Here is a 21,455-nt window from a genome sequence, read left to right as displayed (position 1 = left end):
CAGACATGAAACATGAGAACGAAACGAAGCGTGGCGCGCAGATGCGCGCTGCGCCGGAAGAGAAGCGCGGCAACCATACTGTGGAGAAGATCGGCGGCACGTCGATGAGCCGTGCGCGCGAACTTCTGGATACGATCCTGATCGGCAACCGCAAGGAGGCTGACCTTTACGAGCGTGTCTTCGTCGTCTCTGCTTTCGGCGGCATTACGGACAAGCTTCTGGAACACAAGAAGTCCGGCGAGCCCGGCGTCTATGCGCTGTTCGCCCATGCCGACAATGATCACGGCTGGATGGATGCGTTGTCCAATGTCAGCCGTGCCATGCTGGAGATCAACGCCGAGCTCTTCGACGATGCCGGCGACCGAAATGCGGCTGACGACTTCGTGCGCGAACGCATCGAAGGTGCGCGCGGCTGTCTGATCGATCTGCAGCGCCTCTGCTCCTATGGTCATTTCCAGCTCGTGGAGCACATGCACACGATCCGCGAGATGCTTTCGGCCCTGGGCGAAGCCCACTCGGCCAACAACCTGACGCTGCTTCTTCGCCGCCGTGGCGTGAATGCACGTTTCATCGACCTGACAGGCTGGCGCGATGAGACGCAGCCGGATCTGCATGAGCGCATCGAACGCGCATTCGCCGATGTCGAATTCGCCCGCGAACTTCCCATCGTCACCGGCTACACCCAGTGCCGCGAAGGCCTGATGCGCGAGTTCGATCGTGGCTATTCCGAGGTGACCTTCGCGACCATCGCCGCACTGACTGCCGCGCGTGAAGCGATCATTCACAAGGAATTCCACCTCTCCAGCGCCGACCCGCGCCTGGTGGGTACAGATAATGTCCGCAAGATCGGACGCACGAACTACGACGTTGCAGATCAGCTTTCGAATATGGGCATGGAAGCGATCCATCCGAACGCCGCAAAGACCTTGCGTCAGGCAGGTGTACCGCTGCGCGTGGCGAACGCCTTCGAGCCGCATGACCCGGGCACACTCATCGATGCAGAACCGGCAACCGAGCCGGGCGTCGAAATGGTCACCGGCCTGCCGATCACCTCTTTCGAACTGTTCGAGCAGGACATGGTCGGGGTGAAGGGCTACGACGCCGCCATTCTGGAGGTGCTGACCCGCCACCGCGTACGCATCGTCTCGAAGACTTCGAACGCCAATTCGATCGTGCACCATGTGGAAGCGCCCCTGAAGGCGATCCGCCGCGTGGAGCGTGACCTGAAGGAGCGTTATCCTTCAGCGCGCATCACCACGCGCCGCGCAAGCATCGTTTCGGTTATCGGTCGCGAGCTGAAGGGGCTGGGCGTGATGCTCAAGGGCCTGCAGGCTCTGGACAAGGCCGGAATAGAGCCGATTTCTTCGCATGAAACCGGCCGCTGCGTGGACGTTCAGTTCGTTGTTCGCAGCGAGGATTGCGACAAGGCGGTGAAGGCGCTCCACAGCACTTTCATCGAAAGCCAGGAAGCCACTCCGATAAAGAAGGCGGCTTGAACACCGCCTTCTCAGGCCAATAGATCCTGCCATTCCTCATGCCGCCGAAACTGCACGGCGGCATAGGAGCACAGCGGCGTGACCTTCCATCCTCTTTCCCGCGCATCCTTCACCGCGCGCTTGACCAGTTTCAGTGCAATACCCTTCTCGCGAAAGGCCGGCGGCACGAAAGTGTGATCGATGATCATGCGCCCGCCTGCCAGCGCGTAGGTTAGCTCCGCCTCATCTTTACCCGCCGCATAGACATAACGTCCCCCTTCCGGGGAACCCTCGTGCACGATTTCGTCGGCTTCATCCTGTTCGCCGTCGGGGGAAAAAAGCTCACGTGCGGCCTCAATCTCGGCCTCACGCAGTTCATGGCCGCCGTCATGCCAGTTAAGGAGTACGTCTCCGCCCGCCGCCTGTAACCAGCTCGCAAGCCGGTTCGTCAGGTCCGGAGGGCAAATCGGATCCCGCCTGCCTGCGGTGATCAGCATCCGCGTCGACAGCTCACCGGCTATTTCGGGCTTGAACGGGATCAAAGGGTGCATCAGCACCGCCCGGTCGAACAATTGTGGCTGTTTGAGAATCACGCTGGCGAGAATGTTCGCGCCATTGGAATATCCAAGTCCCAAAACCCGCCTGGCACCCGAGGCATGCCGGTGAGCATGAACGAAAGAACGCATCTTCTCCGTCGCGCGCGCGAGGTCATCCATGTCGTAGACGCCTTCTGCCGTGCGCCGGAAAAACCGCGCAGCACCCTGCTCGCTCACGTCGCCGCGCGGTGAGATGATCCGGGCCCCGGGCGCAACCCGTTGGCCCAGCGCAAGAAGCTGCCTTTCATTCCCACCGGTACCATGGAAGACAACCAGCAATGTCTCCCCGGCTCCATCACCGGGGAGTACGGCATGTTCGTACAAGCTGATGCTCATCAGTCGTCTCCGATTGCTGGCAGCACCTTTTCCAGATGCGACTTCAGATGTGCGTGCTGTGCAGGAACACGCAGCTCTTCGCCCAGATGGTCGGGATCCTCGTCCCGCGCAAACCCAGGTTCATTGGTGGCGATCTCAAAAAGTACACCGCCCGGCGCGCGGAAATAGATGGAGTGGAAGTAATCCCTGTCGATCACCGGCGTGATCCGCATGCCAGCTTCAACCAGCGTTTCGCGAACCTTCAGCTGTGCCTCGTCATCAGCGACCGCAAACGCAATGTGATGAACAGAACCGGCACCTTCACGTGCACGAGGTAAGTCGGAACGGGTTTCCACGTCGATCACTTCGGCACCATTACCGCCATTGCGCTGAAACCGCTCCACTGCGCCATCTGTTCCCATCGAACGGAAAGCCATCAGTTGCAGCAGCTCCTTCGTGGCTGACGCGTCGGCGAGAACCATCCTGGCGCCGTTAAAGCCCTGGATGGCATGATCTACGGATACACCGCCGCCGGTCCAGGCTTCACGCGGATCATCGGCCTGCTCGACCAGAACGAATCCATCGCCATCCACGCCGGTGAATACCAGGACTTCCTGGTCAAACCGGACCATCCGCTCCGGCTGTGAGCCAGCTTCAGCCAAGCGCGAATACCAGTAGTCGAGGGAGCCCGAAGGCACTGCAAAATAAGTCTCACCCACTTCACCCGTACCGCGCACTCCGGCAATGATGTTCGGGAACGGAAAATAGGTCATCACGCTGCCCGGCACACCGGACGTGTTGCCATAGTAGAGGTGGTATATATCGGGTGCATCGAAATTCACCGTCTTCTTCACACGCCGCAGTCCAAGCTGCTTGGTGAAAAAGCGGTCAGTTGCACGCGCGTCGCGCGACATTGACGTAATGTGATGGATTCCCTGGATTTGCTGGAGCATCGGAATTCTCCCTTGGCGCTCGATTGTCATCAGAACAAATGGCGCGAAGGTGACAATACTTACAGCCTCCAAGCCGAAGATGCATTGTTCACAGATGAAAGACAGTGGCTTTCTCAGGCAAACAAAAGCCCCACGCATTTCTGCGCGGGGCCCTTGCCTTGGCTAAGCTTTAACCGGATTACTCGACGCGCATCAGCTGCTCGTCACGCTTCTCGGCATAGCTCGTCTCGTCATATTCAGGCTGACCTTCGAGCTGCTCTTCGGTGAACTCGGTGTAAAGGTAGAGTTCGCCATCTTCGTCGGCCATGAAGACAAGGTTCTCCATGCTGATGGCGACTTCCTTCTCACCGATGCCGAGGAAACCGCCGACATCAACGATGATCGCCTCAACCTTGCCGTCGCTGGACAGGATCACGTCGCCGATCTCACCAACATCCTCTTCGTTGGCGCCATAGACGGTGGTACCCATCAGGTCGTCAGCGCTGATCTGATCAGTGGAAGCTTCCTTCAGGCTGTTGCGGTCAATGGCAGCCGTCTGGGTCTCGTCGGTCGGCTGGGCAGTCTGCTCGGCCTCAGCAGTTTCCTGCTCGACGCGATCTTCAGTGCCTTCCTTAGCTTCGGCCGCCTCGGCAGCTTCTTCTTCCTTCACGACTTCGGCTTCAGCCGTCTGCTCGTCATCCTTCACCGCGTCACGTGCCGGCTCGGCATCAGCGGCCTGCTCTTCAGCCTGCTCAGGCTTGTCGGCAGGAACAACCGCCATCTGGCCATCCGTGCCCTCTGCGTTTTCAGCATCTTCCGGCTTGGGAGCGGCTGCGAGATCTTCCTTGGTTGCAGGCTTCGTCTCTGCGACATCGGCATCAGCCGGCATCGGACGATACGCGGCGCGATCGAACTCTTCCTGCGCCTTCAGGGCATCTGCGGTCGTTTCAACAACGATGAAACGGTCGCCATCGCGCTCGACCCACTCAACGAGGTCATACTCAAGAGCCACTTCCTTCTGACCGATGCCAAGGAAGCCGCCAACACCAACTACGATGGCCTGAACCTTGCCTTCCTGGTCAAGAACCAGGTCGTTCACTTCACCGATGCTCTCGGCTTCTTCGCCGGAGCCATTATAGACATTCTCGCCCATCAGATTGGAAGCGAGATGGCCCTCGGCGCGAACTGTCATCTGGGTTTCCTGCTGTACAGGTGCAGTGGTGGCAGCAGGGTCGGCTGGCTGGGACGTCTGAGCGAATGCGCCGGTGGAAACCAGCGTTGCAATCGCGGTAGTCGCCAAAAGGTTGCGGATCATGATATAGGTCTCCATGTGCAGCGTTTATCTGTACAGGCCGTGCTACTGACTGATCTTGGCAGTGACGTTCAGCAGCGCGGCCATCACCTGCCTACAACGCCGACCCCCACAAACGGTTCCGCGTGTTCCTTTCGCAATGCTTAGTTTGATTCGAGAATGGTCAGTCGGCTGTGCAATCTTCGACAATAAAGACAAGTTGCCTGATGGGAACGGTTTCGCTTCTGCCCCATTGTGTGGCGTCTGCACCCAATACAAAGTAGTGCCATGCGATTTCTGGCTATTCTCAACCGCGACGGCGGCACACTCTCTTCCCTCGATATCGAGGTGTTCTCCCCGCGGTTGATCGAGCTGCTGCGTGAGGAAGGGCACGAAGTTACCGTCCGCGCAGTTGCCGGTCGCGAGATTGTCAAAGCCATAGATGAGGCGGCGACCGCGACCGATATCGACGTCGTGATGGCCGGCGGAGGTGATGGCACCATTTCACTGGCTGCAGGCAAGCTTGCGGAGAGCGATAAGGCCTTGGCGGTGCTACCTGCCGGGACGATGAATCTTTTCGCTCGCAGTCTGCGCATGCCGTTAGATCTCGACCAAGCAATCAAAGCTCTGGCGAAGGGGAAGATAAAACAGGTCGATCTTGCGAGCGTGAATGGCCGGTATCTGGTTCACCAGTTATCGATCGGCATGCACCCACAACTCATAGACCTGCGCGAAAAACTTACCTTTCGCGGTCGGGTGGGGAAGATTTTTGCTTCCACGCGTGCAGCCGTTGCCACTTTCCAGCACCCACACAACATCCTCGTGCAAGTGGAAAGCGATATCACCAGGTTCGAGGCGGTGACACAAAGCCTGAGTGTCACGAACAACCTCTATGGTGAGGGACACCTGCCCTTTACCGACAAGCCGGACGGGGGGACACTTGGCTTGTATGTCACCCGGGCCGCACGACGCAGTGACCTCTTTTTCTTCTTCGCCAATATGGCAATCGGGCGTTGGCGCAAGAATGACCAGGTGGAAATTCACCAGGCGAAATGGGTTAAGTTACACCTTCCCTATCTCGATCCGCGTTTCAAATGCGCCATCGACGGGGAGCTGGAACCGCTGGCTCAGGATATGCTGGTGAAGCTGCATCCGAAAGTTCTTCGCGTACTCGCCCCGTCCCCTACCGAGCAATAAAAAACCGCCGGACATGATCCGGCGGTTCGAGACGTCTTTAGTGAGAATCCGACCTAGTCGGCAATCGTCGCACGCAGCATCCACAAGGCCTTCTCGTGGAACGTCAGTCGAGCCGTCAGCATGTCGGCAGTAACCAGATCACCCTTCTCATCCGCAGCCGTGCCTACTTCGCGCATCTTGCGCACGGCTTCTTCATGGTCGGAAATCAGGTCTTCTACCATCTCCAGTGCCGATCGGCCGGAAGCATTCAGCGTAACCGTCTGTTCCTTGCCCTTGCCCGCGGGTGCATGATGACCCAACGCGCGGATGCGCTCAGCGATGATGTCCGTCGCCTCAAAGAGCTCGTTATACTGCTCTTCGGTCAGGACATGAATGGTGTGGAACAACGGGCCTACCACGTTCCAATGATAGACGTGGGTCTTGATCAGAAGCTGGTAGGTGGCTGCGAGTATTTCGGACAGGCCCTGCGCCAGTTCCTTGCGATCGGCTTCCGTCAGCCCGACATTCATCTTGTCGCGTCGTGTCTTCGGCTGAAGTACTTCTACAGCGTCACTCATCGTCAACTCCTACTGGTTTGCATCCGGATCAAGCTCAGCGTCGACTTCATCATCGACTTGGGCACCGTCCGGCGTGTCTTCGGAAGCCGGGGTCTCCACCGGCTGTGATTCATCGATGGCAACGCCATAGATCTCGGCCCCCCACCAGGCGATGGCCGCCAGGATCAACCCGGCGATCAGCACGATGAGGACAGGAAAGCCCGTACGGCCTTGCCGCGCTTTGTTCTCCGGCAGCTTCTCTCTCATTTTCTGCTCCTTGCAGATTCAACGTCGTTTGTGTGAGCGCCGCTCATATTCGCGCCAGGCCATGTAGCCAGCGAATCCGGCCAGTGTGATGAGACCCGCGCTGAAGCCGCCCTTCTTGCTCATCAGGGTTGGCAGCATTGCCATTGCCGAGGCGCCTGCGACCATGTTCCGATCAGCGGCAAGCTTTCGGCGCTGTGCACGCCGAAGCAGTGCCGAGGCAATACGCAGACCGATCAGCGTCACCACAACCATGGCAAAGAACCCGATGCCGAAATAGATCGCGGCAGCCATGGGTCCGATCTGCTCTGCCGTCCACATGAAGCCGGCCATGACCAGAAAGACGAGCCCGAACAGCCCGAAAATGCCCGCCAGCCCATAGGCAATGGACGACACCATGATGCGCCGCTTCAGGATCGACACTTCGCCTGTAGTGAGCAGCGTCAGGAGTCGTGCAAGCATCAATCTGGCCCTGTTAGCGGCGGAACATCATGGCGAGGAAGAAACCGGCTCCTGCCGCCATGGCCAGTGCGTGCAGCGGCTTTTCGCGCACCCGCTCTTCCAGATCTTTCTCAATGCTGCGGGCCTGCTCCCTGGCGGCATCCTTGGCGCGTGCGAGAGAATTGTCTCCCGTCTGCTTCAGATGCGCCGTCAGCTGAGTAATGTCGTCCCTGAGCCGCTGGATGTCGCTTTCCAGATCCCGCGTGCGGGCTTCGTTGGCCGTCGTTTCAGATGCTGAGGATTTAGCGGTGGAAGTGGTGTTCGGCATGAATGAGCTCCTTTGAAAAGCTGCCTCAACAACGCTCGACCCATGCAGTGGTTCCCTCTTCTGGAACCGGTAGCTGATGAAGTCGTTGATGGTTACCTGAAGATGGAACATTTCATGCCCCGCCAGCCCCGGAAGAAACCGCCAGTTGTAAGATTGCCGCCGAAGTCCAATCTGGAACTGACGCTTGCCCGTGGCGCTCAGCTTGCGATCATCTTTATGGCGCTGTTGGCGGTCATCTTCATTCTCCAGGCTGGACGCTTCCTGCTCGCCCCCTTCACGATGGCTGTTGTGGTGGGGCTGATGATGGGACCTGTCGCCAACAAGTTGGAAAGCTGGCGCCTTCCACCAACGGTTTCAGCAGCAGTTTCGGTCGTTCTGTTCATTTTCATCATCATTGGCGTGGGCACGGCAGTCGTTGCACCACTTGCTTCATGGAGCGAACGCGTCCCTCAGCTCTGGGGCGAGCTGCAACTGAAACTCAGCAGTCTGCGTGAACCACTGGAGACCGTGCGCAGCCTTCAGGAAGAACTGCAAAGCGTGACCGGCAACAGCGAGCAGATGACTGTGAATGTCGACGAGGAATCAGCGGTCGAAAGCGTGGCCGTGCTCGCACCGACCCTTCTTGCCCAGCTCCTAATCTTCCTGGCCAGCCTCTACTTCTTTGTAGCGACCCGCCACCAGACCCGCTCCACCATTCTGAAATTCTTCATTGATCGCCGACTGCGCTGGCGAGCAGCACACATTTTCCGGGAAGTGGAGGATCTGGTGTCCGGCTATCTGCTGTCGATAACCCTGATCAACATTGGCTTGGCGCTGACGGTCGGCCTCGCGCTTCTGCTGATCGGTGTTCCTTCTGCAATGTTATGGGGAGCGCTGGCGGGCATACTCAATTTCGTCATCTATATTGGCCCGGCCATAATGGCGGTAATCCTGTTCGGTGTAGGGCTTACGAGCTTTGAAACATTCGCTGGAGCTTTCCTGCCGCCTCTGGTCTATCTCACCATCAACGCGATGGAAGCGCAGTTCGTGACGCCGACCGTGATCGGCAAGCAGATGACGCTCAACCCATTCATCGTATTTCTTGCGGTGGCTTTCTGGCTGTGGCTCTGGGGCCCGGTGGGCGGCTTCATCGCCATCCCGGCCCTCCTGATCGTGTTTGCGATCGGACGGAACCTGATCCCCGGCATCAATTGGGGCATGCCACCAGAGGCGGATCGTTAGCACCAGGGACGGATAACAAAAGCCGGGCCACCCCGGGTGCTAATGCGAATTCCGGCTTTTTGGTGATAGTCACCTCACAAAACAGTTCGCCCTCGGCATCATTTTTAAATGACGCGCACTCAAATCAATGAGAAGGAGCGATGGGACGAACGACCCTCACTCAAGGATTGCATATTGAACAACCGTCCACTGACCGGAATGCGCGTGCTCATTGTCGAGGAAGAAGCCATCGTCGCGATGGACCTTGAAGAGTTCTGTAAGGAGAATGGGGCGCAGGATGTGGTGATTGCCACGAATCTCTCACGGCTGAGCAGCGAATTGCTTGAGCCGCGCCCGCATGTGGCAGTGCTCGACACCAAGATCGGCGGAGCTTCCACGCGTGAATTCGCGGCACTATTGCACGCGGCTTCGATACCCTTTGCATTTGCATCTGGATATACGGCGGACCAGACCTTCTTTCAGGAGTTTCCTCAGGCTCCGGTCCTGGAGAAACCATTTGCGAACGAGCACCTGCTGGAGGTGCTCGTTTCGCTATCGGCAGTCAAAAGTTAGATCAAGCAACGCCCGCTGCGCTTGTAACCTGAGCGGCAATCGGATCGGGCCCGAATTCGCCTTCACCCTCAATGGAGAGGATCTCCTGTAGACGGGTGCGGGCGCGGCTGACGCGGCTCTTGATCGTACCCACAGCACAGCCACAGATCTCTGCTGCTTCTTCGTATGAAAAGCCATTTGCGCCAATAAGAATGATCGCTTCACGCTGATCTTCCGGAAGGCGCGCCAAAGCCTTTCTGAAATCATTCAGATCCGAAGAACCATCCTGGCTCGGGTGAATGGAGAGGCTTGCGGTTATGGAACCGTCGGTATCTTCCACTTCGCGCTTGCGCTTGCGCATTTGCGAGTAGAATTCATTGCGAAGGATCGTGAACAGCCATGCCTTCAGGTTCGTGCCCGGCTGGAAGCTGCTCTGCTTGTCCCAAGCTTTAACGAGGGTTTCCTGCACGAGATCGTCCGCACGATCTGCATTTTTTGAAAGCGAGAGTGCAAAAGCACGAAGTACCGGCACGGCCGCCAGTAGCGCCTCGCGGAAATTAGGAGTGTTACTCATGCACTACTCCTTCTCCGTGTTCTGAGGCTGTTCCTTTTGCTCAAGTTGGCTCAGGAGTGACGCGAACCGGTCGGGAATATCTTCAGAAACCAGATCGTCGTAATATTGTTTTAGCTTTCGGCCGATCTCGGAATTTGGACCCAGCGGGTCACTTCCCTCGTCTGCACCACCTGCCTTACGGCCTTTTTCAAAAGACTGATACTTCATGTTGTTCGCTTCTTTTGCAGCGTCTCGCCCCGGTTGAATTGGCATTATAGCGAAGCCTTCCTGCGCGCGCAGCTTTGCTTGTTTCGTCTCTGCATCCGAGCCTTAACGGCGGGGTTTGAATTTTGTTCCGAACCATTGGGAACTTTTTTCTCGCCTACCCGTTCCTGAGTTCGCTATTTTCAAAACACACGGTGTTCTTGGCCGAGGGAGATTGAAAGAAAATGAGTCTGTCAGCCCGTATTACCCCGCATCTGCCCTATCTGCGTCGCTTCTCGCGTGCGGTGTCTGGCTCCCAGACGAGCGGCGATGCTCTGGTGGCTGCAACCCTTGAAGCGCTCATCGCGGACCCTTCGGTGTTCCCGGAAGCCTCCACGGACCGCATTGCGCTGTTCAAGCTTTTCGCGAAGCTATTTGGCTCGCTGGATCTGCGCATCCCAGATGAAACGCCGACCTCTGCCTGGGAGCAGCGCGCGCTAACCAATCTCTCTTCCATGGCTCCGTTGCCGCGTCAGGCGTTCCTGCTGGTCGCCGTTGAAGGCTTTGATGTTGCTGAATCGGCCGAGATCCTTGACGTGGAAGAGAAGGAGCTCAACGAGCTTCTGCGCCAGGCGAGTGACGAGATCTCCAAGACCGTCGCCACGGATATCATGATCATCGAGGATGAGCCGCTCATCGCGATGGATATCGAGGAGCTGGTCGAGAGCCTCGGGCATAACGTCGTCGGCACGGCTCGTACCCACAAGGAAGCCACCGAACTGTTCCAGAAGTCCAATCCAAGCATGGTACTGGCCGATATCCAGCTCGCCGACGGCAGCTCGGGCATTGATGCGGTGAACGAGATCCTGGCAACCACGCCGGTGCCGGTCATTTTCATCACCGCCTTCCCCGAACGGCTTCTTACGGGTGAGCGCCCCGAGCCTGCATTCCTGGTAACCAAGCCTTTCAATCCCGATATGGTGAAGGCACTTATCAGCCAGGCTCTGTTCTTCGACCATCAGGCAAAGGCTGCCGCCGCCTGATACGCATACAGCCACGCAACTCTCGAAAAGCCGCCGCTAGGCGGCTTTTCTGCGTTTTGGAACCAACGGTTGAAGATGACGTTGTACCGCTGAACAACAAGGAGAGGTAACATGCTTTATTGGGCTTTGGTATTTCTGGTCGTGGCCCTGATTGCGGGTGCGCTCGGCTTTGGTGGGATTGCGGGCGCTTCTGCGGGTATCGCTCAGATCCTGTTCTATATCTTCCTCGCGCTGCTGATTATCTCGCTGGTGCTTGGCCTGTTCAGGCGCGCACGCTAGCTGTTTGGATGCTGCATGGGCCTGTTGGCCCGGGAGGAGAATGCAATGAAAGAACTGCTGCAAAACGCCGAAGAGGCGGCACGAACCGCAATGGTGAATATTGAGGAGAACGATCCTCTGCCGCCGGGTCCGAATTACGGTCCTTTCGGCTATTTCCGCCTCGCGCTACTCATTCTCGCGGCGCTCGTGGCAGTGCTCTTGATATTCAGCCTTCTCTAGTCGAAACGGCAAGACAATGAAAATAGCCGCCGGAACTGATCCGGCGGCTTTCTTACGTTTCGAAGGCCTTACCAGCTCACGCGGCAGCAGCCTGTATGGCACCTGGCCCGGGTATCGCTCCGGGCGGGCATTTGCCCAGAATGATCATGCCCAGGACCTCGTCCTCAGTGACGTCCTTCGTATGAGCTGTCCCAACCACCTGTCCATTCTTCATCACGACCACCCGATCGGCGAGATCGAACACGTCATGAATGTCATGGCTGATCAGGAAGATGCCGATCCCATCCTTTTTGAGCTGGCGCACGAGATCTGATACCTGCGCCGTCTCCTGCGGGCCCAGTGCTGCAGTCGGCTCGTCCATGATGAGCACGCGTGCGTCGAAATAAATTGCTCGTGCAATCGCCACGGATTGGCGCTGACCACCTGACAGTCGGCTTACAGGCTCCTTGAACCGCTGGAAGCGCGGGTTCAAACGCGCCATCACCTTTCGCGTCTCCGACTCCATGGCGACATCATCAAGCGTGCCCCAGGGGGTCATGAGCTCGCGTCCAAGGAACAGATTGGCAGCCGCATCCACATTGTCCGCCAGCGCGAGCGTCTGGTAGATCGTCTCGATGCCGTATTTCTTGGCATCGCGGGGATTGTTGATCTGCGCTTCCTCGCCGTTGACGAAGATCTTGCCGTTGTCGCGCTTATAGGCGCCCGACAGGATCTTGATGAGCGTGGATTTGCCCGCGCCATTGTGACCGAGCAAGGCAACGACCTCGCCTTCATGAAGATCAAGCGAAGCATCTTCCACCGCATGAATGCCGCCAAACGCAATCGAGATATTCTTCATCTCGACGAGGGGTGTCTTCTTTTCCATAGTCTTCACTCCCTCAACTTCACGCAACGCGCTTGCGATAGATCGTGTCGAGCCACACGGCCACGACGAGAACAAGGCCTACGACAATATTCTGCAGCGGCGTATCCACGCCAAGCAGGATCATGCCGGTTGCAAGCGACTGCATGAGAACCGCGCCGATCATGGCGCCGGCAATTGTGCCCACACCACCGCCAAGCGAGGTGCCGCCGATAACCGCAGCGGCAATGACCAGAAGCTCGTCGAGCGTTCCTTGCGCATTGGTGGCAGCATTCAGTCGTGCCGTGGAGATCGCCGAGGCAATCGCCGTCAGGATGCCCATGAGAATGAAGATCTTCATGATCACCCAGCGCGTGTTGATGCCCGCCAGTTCGGCTGCTTCCTGATTGCCGCCAATGGCAAAGACATAGCGGCCAAAGCGCGTGCGCGTGGCAATGAACGTCATGACGATGCCCACACCGATGGCAACCAGAACCGGAATGGCAATGCCATGCGCGATGAAGAGCCCGCCATCCGGTATGGCAATGTTGTTGGCCTCCGCATAGCGGCGCACAATGCCGCGCGGCCATGGATAGGAATTGGCAATTGCCACTGCGCCGAGCACGAGCCCGCAACCGACAAATCCAAGGAAGCCCTCCGCCCAAAGCGGGCGCAATGGGAAGTTGAACTTGCGGCGCTGCTTGCGGCCGCTCACCAGCATCGCGATTATGGCAAGGCAGAGGATGATACCAAGGATCCAGCTCCAGGTGGCACCAATGGCACCTTCAGGTCCACCGCCGATCAGGCGGAAAGTGGGGTCCATTGGCGCGACCGTTCGCCCGCTCGTCACCCACCACGCAGCCCCGCGCCAGACCAGAAGCCCACCCAGCGTGACGATGAAGGCAGGAACGCCGAGAAACGCGATGATGTAACCCTGCAGGCCACCGACAATCGCACCCACGACAATGCCGACAACAAGCGCCAGCACCCAGATCATCGGATGACCGAAACCCAGCAGTTCGGGCAGGTATTGTGCCTGTGTCACACCGACGATCATGCCGATGAAGCCAAGCAGCGAGCCTACCGAAAGGTCGATGTTCCGCGTCACGATAACAAGCACCATGCCGGTGGACATGACGGCGATGGAAGCCGACTGAACCGACAGGTTCCACAGATTGCGGGGTGTGAGGAACAGTCCGCCTGACAAGAGGTGGAAACCGATCCAGATTACGACCAGCGCGCCGAGCATGCCCAGCATGCGCGTGTCGAGTTCAGTTGCTTTCAAGAAGCGTGCCACGGGGCCTGTGGCAGAAGCCGATGCGCCCTGCGGCGCGGCCTGGATTGCCATATCCGTCATCCCAATATTCTCCCTCGCCGGACGCAATTCCTACGCCCGACCTGGCCGCGATGTGAAGAACGCCGCGACGGGAGGTCACGGCGTTCATCCTATCACATTCGATGATTAGTCGCAGGCTGCGACCTTGCCGGCCTCGACACCCTGGCAGACAACGTCCTTTGAGACCCAGCCAGCGTCGATGACGACGTCCAGATTGTCAGCCGTGATCGGGATCGGCTTCAGGAACATCGCGGTCATCTCGACACCATTCGGGCCGTCAGACCACTTCTCCGCACCTTCCACTTCGGCCATGTCGGTGCCGTCAGCAAGCTGAGCGGCAATCTTGGCGGCAGCCTTGCCGAGCTCGCGGGAGTCCTTCCAGACCGAAACGGTCTGCGTGCCAAGCGCGATGCGGTTCAGCGCAGCATGGTCGCCGTCCTGACCGGAAACCGGCACGGTGCCAGCCAGACCCTGTGCTTCAAGAGCGGCAATCGCACCACCAGCGGTACCGTCATTGGAAGCCACCACGGCATCAACCTCGTTGTTGTTCGCCGTCAGGATTTGCTCCATGTTCTTCTGTGCGTTGGCCGGAAGCCATGCATCCGTATAGGCCTCGCCGACATTCTTGATCTTGCCGGAATCGATAGCTTCCTTCAGCACTTCCATCTGGCCGGAGAACAGGAAATCCGCATTGGGATCGGCCGAGGAGCCCTTGATGAAGGCATAGTTGCCTTCCGGCTGAGCTTCGAACACGGCACGGGCCTGCATGCGGCCGACTTCCTTGTTGTCGAAGGTCAGGTAGAACGCATCCGGGTTCTCGATCAGGCGATCATAGCCAACAACCGGAATACCTTCGTTCGCTGCCTTCTCGACTGCCGGACCGATGGCCGAGGAATCCTGCGAGAGAATGATCAGAGCGTCGGCGCCCTGCGCGATCAGCGATTCAACATCCGTCAACTGCTTGGAAGCGGAGGACTGGGCATCAGCCGAGATATAGGTGTTGCCGTCAGCCTCGATCTGCTCCTTCATCGCGGCTTCGTCGGTCTTCCAGCGCTCCTCCTGGAAGTTGGACCAGGACACACCGATGACCTTGCCTTCGGCAAGTGCAGCAGTCGAAAGGGTGAGCGAAAGGGTTAGACCCGCCAGAACGGCGGTCACAGACTTCTTCATGATTTCCTCCCGGGCGCCGAAGCGGCGCGACTAGTACAGAGACCGATTTTTTCGAGCCTCGAAAAAAATAATGACTCAACCTTGAGGGCGTGTCAATATGGCCCATAAGCGGTATCGACTAAGCAACAAGAAGTCGCCGAACTGCGGGAGGAGAATGCATGACGGCAGGTATCCGTCACGACGAGATGCGCAAGCGCAATCGCACCATGGTTATCTCTGCGGTGCGTCAGGCCGGTCGTGCCTCACGCACGGAGATCACGCGCAGCACCGGCCTCAGCCACTCCACAATTTCTGCCATTGCAGCCGATCTGATCGACGAAGGCATCATGCGGGAATTGCGGGACGAGGAGACAGCCCCCGCCCGCCGCGGTCGCCCGCAAGTGGCGCTCAGCCTCTCTCCGGATGCTGGGTGCATCGTCGTGCTCGTCCTGATCTTCAACCGGTTAACCGCTTCGCTGGTAGACTATTGCGGCAACAAGAAGCGCGAAAAGACCATCCGCCTCCAGACACTGGAAATGTCGCGCCAGGAGCTGTGCGAAGCGGCGATCAGTGCTGTTCGTGAAATTGCGGGCGGCGAAGGCCCCATCCTGCATATCAGCTTCGGTGTACAGGGCCTGACGGATTCGGCCGGGCGCGAAATGCTCTGGTCGCCCATCACTGTTCACCGTAATGTTGCCTTCGCCGAGGCACTGGAAAGCGCATTCGGCGTCCCTGTCAGCATCAACAATGACTGCAACCTGATCGCGCTTGCCCTGCGCTGGCGAAAGCCCGACCGTTACCGCGACAATTTCGTGGCCATACTGCTCTCCCACGGCATAGGCATGGGACTGATGGTGGATGGGCGCATGTTCACCGGCAAGGATTCTTCAGGCGGTGAACTGGGGCACATGACCTATATGCCCGGCGGCGCGCTGTGCCGTTGCGGGCGGCTGGGCTGCGTTGAAGCCTATGCCGGCAACTACGCTATCTGGCGAAAGGCCACGGGACAAAGCCCCATGGCCAAACCCGTGACCGATATGCGCGCTGCAGAAATGGAAAGGCTGACGGCCGAGGCCCGCGAGGAAGATGGCCCTGCCCGCCAGGCCTTCCGGGAGGCAGGCGAAGCGATCGGCTATGCCATCGGCAATCTGTTTGCTCTCATTGACCCTGCGCCGATTGCCATGATCGGCCAGGGTACGGCAGCCTTCGACATTCTGGAGCCAAGCATCCGTCACGCGCTGGCGCAAACACTCGGTGGGCAGAACGCGCAGGTGATCAGCTTCGAGACAGAGCCAGAGGAAACGCCATTGATAGCCGAAGGCAGTGCGATGCTGGCGCTGGCCGAGCTTGATCGAAAGCATTTTGGCGCGGGCGCTGCTCTGCCGGCTTGAACGACTATGGGAGGAAACCGCATGGCCCGACCGCGCCTTGAATTAGTGGCATTTGCAGTGCTGGCATTTGGCGTACAGCCTGCAGCGGCTGAGGAAGCGATCCCTCCCTGGGCGGAAGCGGTCATCGCACGCGGGCTTCAGCAAAAGGCACCGTCCGGCACTCTGGATCGTGGAACGCTGGAGACGCTGCGCCAGCGCGGTGAAACTCTGTTTACCGGTCATTTCACTGGGGCTGACGGTGTGGGGCGCCCTTTCGCCACTCAAGCGATCGTGCCTACGAAGCGAAAACGCCCGCCGCAGAACGAGTTTTTCCGCTCCGCCGGTCTCGACGCCAATGCCTGTTCGGGCTGCCATAACATGCCGGTGGCTGGCGGTGCCGGTGAATTCGTCACCAATGTTTTCGTTTCCGAAGGCTTCGAAAGCGCGGATTTCGAAAGCCTCGATCCGCAATTTTCCAACGAGCGCGGGACAAATCACCTCTTCGGCGCTGGACTGGTAGAGCTACTCTCCCGTGAGATGACGCGCGATCTGCAGGCCACCAGACGTGCTACGCTTGCTAAAGCTCGCGCCTCTGGGGAGGCCGTTTCCAGCGAGCTGATGACAAAAGGCGTCCGCTTCGGCACCATTACCGCCCATCCAGATGGCATGCTTGATCTGACAAAGATTGACGGCGTGGATGCCGATCTCGTCATTCGACCATTCACTCAGAAAGGCGTGATGACTTCTTTGCGACAGTTCACGGTTAATGCGTTGAATCACCACCACGGCATTCAGGCCGTGGAACGTTTCGGCAAGCGCTGGACCGGAGAGGACGATTTTGACGGCGATGGCGTGGCTGACGAGATTGCCGACGCCGACATTGCCGCACTTGTTGCCTGGCAGGCGGGGCTTCAACCGCCGATCCGCAGTACACCCGAGGATGACGAGTGGCAAAAGGCTGCAGAGCGCGGCAACGCCGTCTTCGACGAGCTCCAATGCAGCACCTGCCACATCCGTGCCCTGCCGCTGTCCTCGCTTGAGTTTGCCGATCCCGGCCCCGTGGATATGGCCGGGACGTTGCGCAACGGCGAGTCTGAAGCTGATGCCGTATATGATCTCTCCTTGCTCGAATGGGCAAAAGACCTGCCGCGCGATGAAGAAGGCAACTGGCTCGTCCCGCTTTTTGGCGACCTCAAGCGCCACACCATCGCGGATCAGGAAGTGTCCGCCTTCGGCAACGAACTGCTCGCCCAGCGCTTCGTGGAGCGCAATGTCTTCATGACCACCGAACTCTGGGGCCTTGAATCTACCGCTCCCTACGGCCATCGCAACGACATGACCACAATAGACGAAGCCATCCGCGCCCATGGCGGTGAGGCCCGCGCATCGCGTGACGCCTATATCGCGGCCGAAGAAGCAGACCGCAGCGCATTGATCGCCTTCCTGCGCACGCTGGTGATTGGGGAGGTGGAGTGATGTTGAAGCGTTGGCGTATCGACACCCCCCTCTGTCCTGCCGGACATCTCCCCCACAAGGGGGGAGATTGGCTGTCATCTGGAACCGCACAAACATCGCCGAATGCGTCGGCAAAGTCGAAACGACTAATCTCCCCCCTTGTGGGGGAGATGCCTGGCAAGGCAGAGGGGGGTGAACACCGCCGCCATGCATTGAGCCTGGTGATCCTCTCAGCCACCCTTCTCCTCTCCCACCCGGCACTCGCTGCGCCCCTCGCTGACATCCCCGTCATGCACGAGGAAGCACAATTCGCCGGTCTCACCCACGCCTATCGCGGTCCGTGGGAATACTTTGTCGGCGGCGGCGCGGCATCATTCGACTGCAATGGCGACCGCATGCCCGATCTGTTCATCGCGGGCGGGCGTGATGATGCGGCACTTTTCGTCAATGAAAGCACCAAGGGCAGCCCGCTAAAATTTTCCCGCCGCGACCACGGTCTTGGCCGCGATGGCATGCGTGTGCTGGGCGCCTACCCGCTCGACATTGACAATAACGGCCACATGGATCTCGTGCTCCTGCGTCTTGGCGAGAACCTCATCCTGAAGGGTGGTCCGAACTGCAGTTTCGAAAAGGCCAATGACGCATTCGCCTTCGATGGCGGGCGCGCCTGGACAACCGCCTTTTCCGCCATGTGGGAACCGGACGCCCGCTTCCCCACGCTTGCCTTCGGAAACTATGTCGACCGTTCCGCCCCCGGCTCACCCTGGGGCACCTGCCACGACAACGTGCTCTACCGACCAGAGCAAGGCGCCAACGCCCCGCTCTACGAGGAAGGCCGCGCACTCACCCCCGGCTACTGCGCGCTATCCATGCTCTTCACCGACTGGAACCGCTCCGGCACGCCGGATCTGCGCATCACCAATGACCGGCACTATTATCGTGGCGGCGAGGAGCAGCTTTGGCATGTGGAGCCGGGCCGAAGCCCGCGGCTTTATTCCCGCTCCGAAGGCTGGCGGCACCTGACCATCTGGGGCATGGGCATCGCCGAAGCAGATATAGACGCTGACGGCTATCCCGAATACGCGCTCACTTCCATGGGCGACACCAAGCTGCAGAAGCTTGACGAGGAAGCCGAGGAAGATCGCCCGATCTATACGGACATCGCTTTCGACCGTGGTGCCACTGCTCACCGCCCCTATCAGGGTAATGACCTGAAACCCTCAACCGGCTGGCACGCAGAGTTCGCCGACTTCAACAATGACAGCTTGGCCGATCTTTTTATCGCCAAGGGCAATGTTGAAGCCATGCCGGATTTCGCGACGGTTGATCCCGACAATCTGCTGATCGGCCAATGGGACGGCTCCTTTGAGGAAGCCGGCGGCTTAAGCGGCATCGGCCTGCCGACCAAAGGCCGCGGCGCGGTGGTCACCGATTTCAACGCCGACGGTCTGCTTGACCTCTTGGTGGTCAACCGTGAGCAGAATGTCTCGCTCTTCCGCAACAAGGGCATGAAGCAAGGCGATCGCGCAGTTGCGGGCGGCAATTTCGTCGCCGTCGAACTCGCCCAGAAGGGGGCGAACCGCAACGCGGTCGGCGCGCTCATCTCGATCAAGATCGGCACCAGAACCGTCAACCGCACCATACAGGTAGGCGGAGGCCATGCCTCGGGTCACGCAGGTTTCATCCACGCAGGCCTCGGCACCTCCGAACGCGCCGAAATTCGCGTAAAATGGCCCGACGGCGAATGGAGCCACCCCTACCGCGTCTTCGCCAACAATTTCGTCAGGATCGAGCGCGGGGAAGCGGAGGCGCGCTATTGGTATCCGGTGGAGTGAGGAGAATTGCACACCAGGGTAATTCTACCTATGGTAGATACTCCCTCGTAAGCGATCATGCTCCTGCATTGAACAGCTCCAGCACTAATCCAGACAGTGGCAACGACAGCAAACCGCGTCGCGTCCCAATGCGCATTAAAGCGGCTCCGAAGATCCGGCAGATCTATTGGTGCCAGTTTTGGAAGGAAGCACTGTTACCGGAGATGTGGAAGGAGCGACCCGTCGTCATTTTTTCCTATAGAAACACACTCAGCGGGCATTCACTTGTTCTGCCGACTTCCACAGATCCTCAGGAGGGTGAAAGAGCGCGCTGGGCTCACCCGCTCTCGTTAAGCGTAGACGGACAGAGAAAGAGCTGGGTGATCTGCAATCACTTCTATACGGTTTCAAATGCCCGCCTTTCGCCCTCGAAACGAATTCCTCGGATCCCGGATGCAGAATTCCAGCAGATACTGAAAATCTGCGCGGACTGGCTCCCGCGCCTGCCATAAATACGTGATTTGACACCAATCTGGCGAATGCTTACATTCGCACTACTCGTGGTGCTCGCAGGAGTATCCACTTCCCGAAAGGGAGCGACTTGCGAAGGGAGCCCTGGGCTCCCTTTCGTTTTTTATCGGCTAAACAGCCCCTCAAGCTTCCCTGATCGCATAGCCTGCACCGCGGATCGTGCGGATGACGTCCGGCATCTTGCCGTGGTTCACGGCCTTGCGCAGGCGTCCGACATGGACGTCGACGGTGCGTTCGTCGATATAGATGGTCTCGCCCCAGACATTGTCGAGAAGCTGGGCGCGGGAGAAGACGCGGCCGGGATGCTGCATCATGAATTCCAGCAGGCGGAACTCGGTCGGCCCGAGACGGATCTCGTTCTTGCGGCGATAGACGCGGTGGGATTCCCGATCGAGCGTGATGTCGCCCACCGTCAGAACCGTGGAGAGAACCTCAGGCTTGGCACGACGCAGGAGCGCACGCACCCGGGCCACGAATTCCGGTGTGGAGAAGGGTTTGACGAGATAGTCGTCGGCACCCGTTGAGAGCCCCCTCACCCGATCACTTTCCTCGCCGCGCGCGGTGAGCATGATAATTGGCAGGCGCTCGGTCTCGGGCCGCATGCGCAGGCGGCGACAGAGTTCGATGCCGGAGATGGCAGGCACCATCCAGTCGAGCACGAGCAGGTCAGGCACATTTTCCTGAAGCCTCATCTCGGCCTCGTCACCACGCGTGACGACCTCGACCTGATAACCTTCCGCTTCCAGATTATAGCGCAGCAGGACGCATAGTGGCTCGTCGTCCTCGACCACCATCACTTTCGGCGCAATCATTGGCTGACACCCTCTATTCGGCGCTGACCGTCATCTGCGTCTCGTCCAGCTTGGGACGCTGAACGGGAAGCTGCTCGCCGGTCATCACGTAATAAGCATTCTCGGCGATGTTGGTCACATGATCACCGATGCGCTCCAGATTCTTGGCGCAGAAGAGAAGATGCGTGCAGGCAGTGATGTTGCGCGGATCTTCCATCATGTAAGTGAGAAGCTCGCGGAACACCGACGTATAGTGGATGTCGATCTTCTCGTCTTCATCACGCAGCGTGGTCAGGCCCTCGCTCTTGCGAGCGACATATTGGTCGATGACCGATTTCACTTGCACGATGACAAGTTGTGCCATCGCGTCGATGGAATGAGCGAGGCTGCGCGGGGTGGCGCTGTCGCCAACCGCACCGACGCGCTTTGCGACATTCTTCGCCAGATCGCCAATACGCTCGAGATCGCCCGCCATGCGGATGGCACCAACCACGGCACGCAGATCCTGCGCCATTGGCTGGCGCTTGGCGATGAGCGTGATGGCGCGCTCGTCGAGCTCGCGCTGCTTGGCATCCATGATCGCGTCATCTGAAATGACACGCTGCGCCAATGCATTGTCGGAAGTGATGAGTGCCTTGGTGGCCGATTGGGTCATCGCACCGGCAAGATCGCCCATCTCGCAAAGAAGCTGGTCGATCCTGTTCAGTTCCTCGTCGAAGGAGGTGACTGTATGTTCGCCCATG

The 21,455-nt window shown here is 58.8% G+C and carries 25 protein-coding genes and 1 pseudogene; 11 read left to right on the top strand and 15 right to left on the bottom strand.

The window, feature by feature from the left end:
* The first annotated feature begins 5 nt into the window (after positions 1–5).
* On the top strand, positions 6–1,496 hold the full coding sequence (locus WA367_RS03615) for an aspartate kinase (protein ID WP_336055415.1): 1,491 nt from the start codon (positions 6–8) through the stop codon (positions 1,494–1,496).
* Positions 1,497–1,507: 11 nt separating this feature from the next.
* On the opposite strand, the gene WA367_RS03610 is transcribed toward WA367_RS03615, so the two are convergent.
* The 4 genes and pseudogenes from WA367_RS03610 to WA367_RS03595 all read right to left on the bottom strand — a co-directional run bounded on the left by WA367_RS03610 (position 1,508) and on the right by WA367_RS03595 (position 4,633).
* The gene (locus WA367_RS03610) at positions 1,508–1,774 is read right to left on the bottom strand and encodes a GNAT family N-acetyltransferase (RefSeq protein ID WP_336055521.1); all 267 of its coding nucleotides are present in this window, start codon (positions 1,772–1,774) and stop codon (positions 1,508–1,510) included.
* Positions 1,775–1,807: 33 nt separating this feature from the next.
* A pseudogene (locus WA367_RS03605) lies at positions 1,808–2,407 on the bottom strand (alpha/beta hydrolase); the annotation flags it as partial.
* Positions 2,407–3,339: a VOC family protein gene (locus WA367_RS03600; RefSeq protein ID WP_336055414.1), complete on the bottom strand. Its 933-nt coding sequence runs from the start codon at positions 3,337–3,339 to the stop codon at positions 2,407–2,409. The pseudogene WA367_RS03605 and the gene WA367_RS03600, both read right to left, overlap by 1 nt.
* A 178-nt stretch (positions 3,340–3,517) precedes the next feature.
* Positions 3,518–4,633, bottom strand: coding sequence for a PRC-barrel domain-containing protein (locus WA367_RS03595; protein WP_336055413.1), 1,116 nt, complete (start codon positions 4,631–4,633; stop codon positions 3,518–3,520).
* Positions 4,634–4,897: 264 nt separating this feature from the next.
* Between WA367_RS03595 and WA367_RS03590 the strand changes: the two genes are divergently transcribed.
* Positions 4,898–5,806 carry a diacylglycerol/lipid kinase family protein gene (locus tag WA367_RS03590; protein WP_336055412.1) on the top strand — a complete coding sequence of 303 codons (909 nt, stop codon included), beginning with the start codon at positions 4,898–4,900 and terminating at the stop codon, positions 5,804–5,806.
* Between the two features lie 53 nt (positions 5,807–5,859).
* Here WA367_RS03590 and WA367_RS03585 read toward each other — a convergent pair whose 3' ends face one another.
* Genes WA367_RS03585 through WA367_RS03570 form a run of 4 tightly spaced genes read right to left on the bottom strand, consistent with a single transcriptional unit; the run spans position 5,860 to position 7,375 of the window.
* On the bottom strand, positions 5,860–6,363 hold the full coding sequence (locus tag WA367_RS03585) for a Dps family protein (protein WP_336055411.1): 504 nt from the start codon (positions 6,361–6,363) through the stop codon (positions 5,860–5,862).
* Positions 6,364–6,372: 9 nt separating this feature from the next.
* Positions 6,373–6,609, bottom strand: a complete 237-nt coding sequence (locus WA367_RS03580) for a hypothetical protein (protein WP_336055410.1) — start codon at positions 6,607–6,609, stop codon at positions 6,373–6,375.
* Between the two features lie 18 nt (positions 6,610–6,627).
* The gene (locus WA367_RS03575) at positions 6,628–7,068 is read right to left on the bottom strand and encodes a hypothetical protein (RefSeq protein WP_336055409.1); all 441 of its coding nucleotides are present in this window, start codon (positions 7,066–7,068) and stop codon (positions 6,628–6,630) included.
* A 13-nt stretch (positions 7,069–7,081) separates the two neighbouring features.
* Positions 7,082–7,375: a DUF883 family protein gene (locus WA367_RS03570; protein WP_336055408.1), complete on the bottom strand. Its 294-nt coding sequence runs from the start codon at positions 7,373–7,375 to the stop codon at positions 7,082–7,084.
* Between the two features lie 42 nt (positions 7,376–7,417).
* On the opposite strand from WA367_RS03570, the gene WA367_RS03565 reads away from it, so the two are divergent.
* Together WA367_RS03565 and WA367_RS03560 are read left to right on the top strand one after the other, a co-directional pair.
* On the top strand, positions 7,418–8,596 hold the full coding sequence (locus WA367_RS03565) for an AI-2E family transporter (RefSeq protein WP_336055407.1): 1,179 nt from the start codon (positions 7,418–7,420) through the stop codon (positions 8,594–8,596).
* Positions 8,597–8,704: 108 nt separating this feature from the next.
* A complete protein-coding gene (locus tag WA367_RS03560; protein ID WP_336055406.1) occupies positions 8,705–9,148 on the top strand; it encodes a response regulator in 444 nt (147 codons plus the stop codon).
* Position 9,149: 1 nt separating this feature from the next.
* Here the strand turns inward: WA367_RS03560 and WA367_RS03555 are convergent, their stop codons facing one another.
* Together WA367_RS03555 and WA367_RS03550 are read right to left on the bottom strand one after the other, a co-directional pair.
* Positions 9,150–9,701, bottom strand: coding sequence for a sigma-70 family RNA polymerase sigma factor (locus WA367_RS03555; RefSeq protein ID WP_336055405.1), 552 nt, complete (start codon positions 9,699–9,701; stop codon positions 9,150–9,152).
* Positions 9,702–9,704: 3 nt separating this feature from the next.
* A complete protein-coding gene (locus tag WA367_RS03550) occupies positions 9,705–9,908 on the bottom strand; it encodes a NepR family anti-sigma factor (protein ID WP_336055520.1) in 204 nt (67 codons plus the stop codon).
* A gap of 221 nt (positions 9,909–10,129) precedes the next feature.
* Here WA367_RS03550 and WA367_RS03545 point away from each other — a divergent pair, with 221 nt between their 5' ends.
* The 3 genes from WA367_RS03545 to WA367_RS03535 all read left to right on the top strand — a co-directional run bounded on the left by WA367_RS03545 (position 10,130) and on the right by WA367_RS03535 (position 11,425).
* Entirely contained in the window at positions 10,130–10,927 is a 798-nt protein-coding gene (locus tag WA367_RS03545) for a response regulator (protein WP_336055404.1), read from the top strand.
* A gap of 111 nt (positions 10,928–11,038) precedes the next feature.
* A complete protein-coding gene (locus WA367_RS03540) occupies positions 11,039–11,206 on the top strand; it encodes a DUF1328 domain-containing protein (protein WP_036486125.1) in 168 nt (55 codons plus the stop codon).
* A 45-nt stretch (positions 11,207–11,251) separates the two neighbouring features.
* A complete protein-coding gene (locus WA367_RS03535) occupies positions 11,252–11,425 on the top strand; it encodes a hypothetical protein (RefSeq protein WP_336055403.1) in 174 nt (57 codons plus the stop codon).
* A 76-nt stretch (positions 11,426–11,501) separates the two neighbouring features.
* Here WA367_RS03535 and WA367_RS03530 read toward each other — a convergent pair whose 3' ends face one another.
* From WA367_RS03530 to xylF, 3 genes are all read right to left on the bottom strand, one after another.
* Positions 11,502–12,290, bottom strand: coding sequence for an ATP-binding cassette domain-containing protein (locus WA367_RS03530; RefSeq protein WP_336055402.1), 789 nt, complete (start codon positions 12,288–12,290; stop codon positions 11,502–11,504).
* 19 nt (positions 12,291–12,309) lie between these two features.
* Positions 12,310–13,623 (bottom strand): sugar ABC transporter permease, encoded by a 1,314-nt coding sequence (locus WA367_RS03525; protein WP_336055401.1) that lies wholly within the window; start codon positions 13,621–13,623, stop codon positions 12,310–12,312.
* Positions 13,624–13,728: 105 nt separating this feature from the next.
* The gene (gene xylF, locus WA367_RS03520; protein WP_336055400.1) at positions 13,729–14,772 is read right to left on the bottom strand and encodes a D-xylose ABC transporter substrate-binding protein; all 1,044 of its coding nucleotides are present in this window, start codon (positions 14,770–14,772) and stop codon (positions 13,729–13,731) included.
* A gap of 158 nt (positions 14,773–14,930) precedes the next feature.
* On the opposite strand from xylF, the gene WA367_RS03515 reads away from it, so the two are divergent.
* From WA367_RS03515 to WA367_RS18155, 4 genes are all read left to right on the top strand, one after another.
* Positions 14,931–16,142, top strand: a complete 1,212-nt coding sequence (locus WA367_RS03515) for an ROK family transcriptional regulator (protein WP_336055399.1) — start codon at positions 14,931–14,933, stop codon at positions 16,140–16,142.
* A gap of 21 nt (positions 16,143–16,163) precedes the next feature.
* The gene (locus WA367_RS03510) at positions 16,164–17,597 is read left to right on the top strand and encodes a di-heme oxidoredictase family protein (RefSeq protein ID WP_336055398.1); all 1,434 of its coding nucleotides are present in this window, start codon (positions 16,164–16,166) and stop codon (positions 17,595–17,597) included.
* Positions 17,598–17,746: 149 nt separating this feature from the next.
* Positions 17,747–19,411 carry an FG-GAP repeat domain-containing protein gene (locus tag WA367_RS03505; RefSeq protein ID WP_336055397.1) on the top strand — a complete coding sequence of 555 codons (1,665 nt, stop codon included), beginning with the start codon at positions 17,747–17,749 and terminating at the stop codon, positions 19,409–19,411.
* On the top strand, positions 19,306–19,902 hold the full coding sequence (locus WA367_RS18155; RefSeq protein ID WP_442935524.1) for a type II toxin-antitoxin system PemK/MazF family toxin: 597 nt from the start codon (positions 19,306–19,308) through the stop codon (positions 19,900–19,902). Before WA367_RS03505 ends, WA367_RS18155 begins: the two co-directional genes overlap by 106 nt.
* A 141-nt stretch (positions 19,903–20,043) precedes the next feature.
* Here WA367_RS18155 and phoB read toward each other — a convergent pair whose 3' ends face one another.
* Positions 20,044–20,730 (bottom strand): phosphate regulon transcriptional regulator PhoB, encoded by a 687-nt coding sequence (gene phoB / locus WA367_RS03500; protein ID WP_336055519.1) that lies wholly within the window; start codon positions 20,728–20,730, stop codon positions 20,044–20,046.
* A gap of 16 nt (positions 20,731–20,746) precedes the next feature.
* Positions 20,747–21,454, bottom strand: coding sequence for a phosphate signaling complex protein PhoU (gene phoU, locus WA367_RS03495; RefSeq protein WP_336055396.1), 708 nt, complete (start codon positions 21,452–21,454; stop codon positions 20,747–20,749).
* Position 21,455: the final 1 nt, after the last annotated feature.

Origin of the sequence: Nitratireductor sp. CH_MIT9313-5 (assembly GCF_037029545.1) — a bacterium.
GTDB lineage: Bacteria > Pseudomonadota > Alphaproteobacteria > Rhizobiales > Rhizobiaceae > Chelativorans.
The sequence above is the reverse complement of the archived record's forward strand: the minus strand, read 5'-3'. Positions and strand labels throughout refer to the sequence as shown.

Excerpts from the sequence above, each read along its gene's own strand:
- WA367_RS03530 (WP_336055402.1), bottom strand. The coding sequence starts at position 12,290 with ATGGAAAAGAAGACACCCCTCGTCGAGATGAAGAATATCTCGATTGCG.
- WA367_RS03570 (WP_336055408.1), bottom strand. The coding sequence starts at position 7,375 with ATGCCGAACACCACTTCCACCGCTAAATCCTCAGCATCTGAAACGACG.
- WA367_RS03585 (WP_336055411.1), bottom strand. The coding sequence starts at position 6,363 with ATGAGTGACGCTGTAGAAGTACTTCAGCCGAAGACACGACGCGACAAG.
- WA367_RS03595 (WP_336055413.1), bottom strand. The coding sequence starts at position 4,633 with ATGATCCGCAACCTTTTGGCGACTACCGCGATTGCAACGCTGGTTTCC.
- WA367_RS03550 (WP_336055520.1), bottom strand. The coding sequence starts at position 9,908 with ATGAAGTATCAGTCTTTTGAAAAAGGCCGTAAGGCAGGTGGTGCAGAC.
- WA367_RS03540 (WP_036486125.1), top strand. The coding sequence starts at position 11,039 with ATGCTTTATTGGGCTTTGGTATTTCTGGTCGTGGCCCTGATTGCGGGT.
- WA367_RS03600 (WP_336055414.1), bottom strand. The coding sequence starts at position 3,339 with ATGCTCCAGCAAATCCAGGGAATCCATCACATTACGTCAATGTCGCGC.
- phoU (WP_336055396.1), bottom strand. The coding sequence starts at position 21,454 with ATGGGCGAACATACAGTCACCTCCTTCGACGAGGAACTGAACAGGATC.
- WA367_RS03545 (WP_336055404.1), top strand. The coding sequence starts at position 10,130 with ATGAGTCTGTCAGCCCGTATTACCCCGCATCTGCCCTATCTGCGTCGC.
- WA367_RS03590 (WP_336055412.1), top strand. The coding sequence starts at position 4,898 with ATGCGATTTCTGGCTATTCTCAACCGCGACGGCGGCACACTCTCTTCC.
- WA367_RS03525 (WP_336055401.1), bottom strand. The coding sequence starts at position 13,623 with ATGACGGATATGGCAATCCAGGCCGCGCCGCAGGGCGCATCGGCTTCT.
- WA367_RS03575 (WP_336055409.1), bottom strand. The coding sequence starts at position 7,068 with ATGCTTGCACGACTCCTGACGCTGCTCACTACAGGCGAAGTGTCGATC.
- WA367_RS03555 (WP_336055405.1), bottom strand. The coding sequence starts at position 9,701 with ATGAGTAACACTCCTAATTTCCGCGAGGCGCTACTGGCGGCCGTGCCG.
- WA367_RS03515 (WP_336055399.1), top strand. The coding sequence starts at position 14,931 with ATGACGGCAGGTATCCGTCACGACGAGATGCGCAAGCGCAATCGCACC.
- WA367_RS03510 (WP_336055398.1), top strand. The coding sequence starts at position 16,164 with ATGGCCCGACCGCGCCTTGAATTAGTGGCATTTGCAGTGCTGGCATTT.
- WA367_RS03505 (WP_336055397.1), top strand. The coding sequence starts at position 17,747 with ATGCCTGGCAAGGCAGAGGGGGGTGAACACCGCCGCCATGCATTGAGC.
- WA367_RS18155 (WP_442935524.1), top strand. The coding sequence starts at position 19,306 with ATGGCCCGACGGCGAATGGAGCCACCCCTACCGCGTCTTCGCCAACAA.
- WA367_RS03615 (WP_336055415.1), top strand. The coding sequence starts at position 6 with ATGAAACATGAGAACGAAACGAAGCGTGGCGCGCAGATGCGCGCTGCG.
- xylF (WP_336055400.1), bottom strand. The coding sequence starts at position 14,772 with ATGAAGAAGTCTGTGACCGCCGTTCTGGCGGGTCTAACCCTTTCGCTC.
- WA367_RS03560 (WP_336055406.1), top strand. The coding sequence starts at position 8,705 with ATGACGCGCACTCAAATCAATGAGAAGGAGCGATGGGACGAACGACCC.
- WA367_RS03565 (WP_336055407.1), top strand. The coding sequence starts at position 7,418 with ATGCAGTGGTTCCCTCTTCTGGAACCGGTAGCTGATGAAGTCGTTGAT.
- WA367_RS03580 (WP_336055410.1), bottom strand. The coding sequence starts at position 6,609 with ATGAGAGAGAAGCTGCCGGAGAACAAAGCGCGGCAAGGCCGTACGGGC.
- WA367_RS03535 (WP_336055403.1), top strand. The coding sequence starts at position 11,252 with ATGAAAGAACTGCTGCAAAACGCCGAAGAGGCGGCACGAACCGCAATG.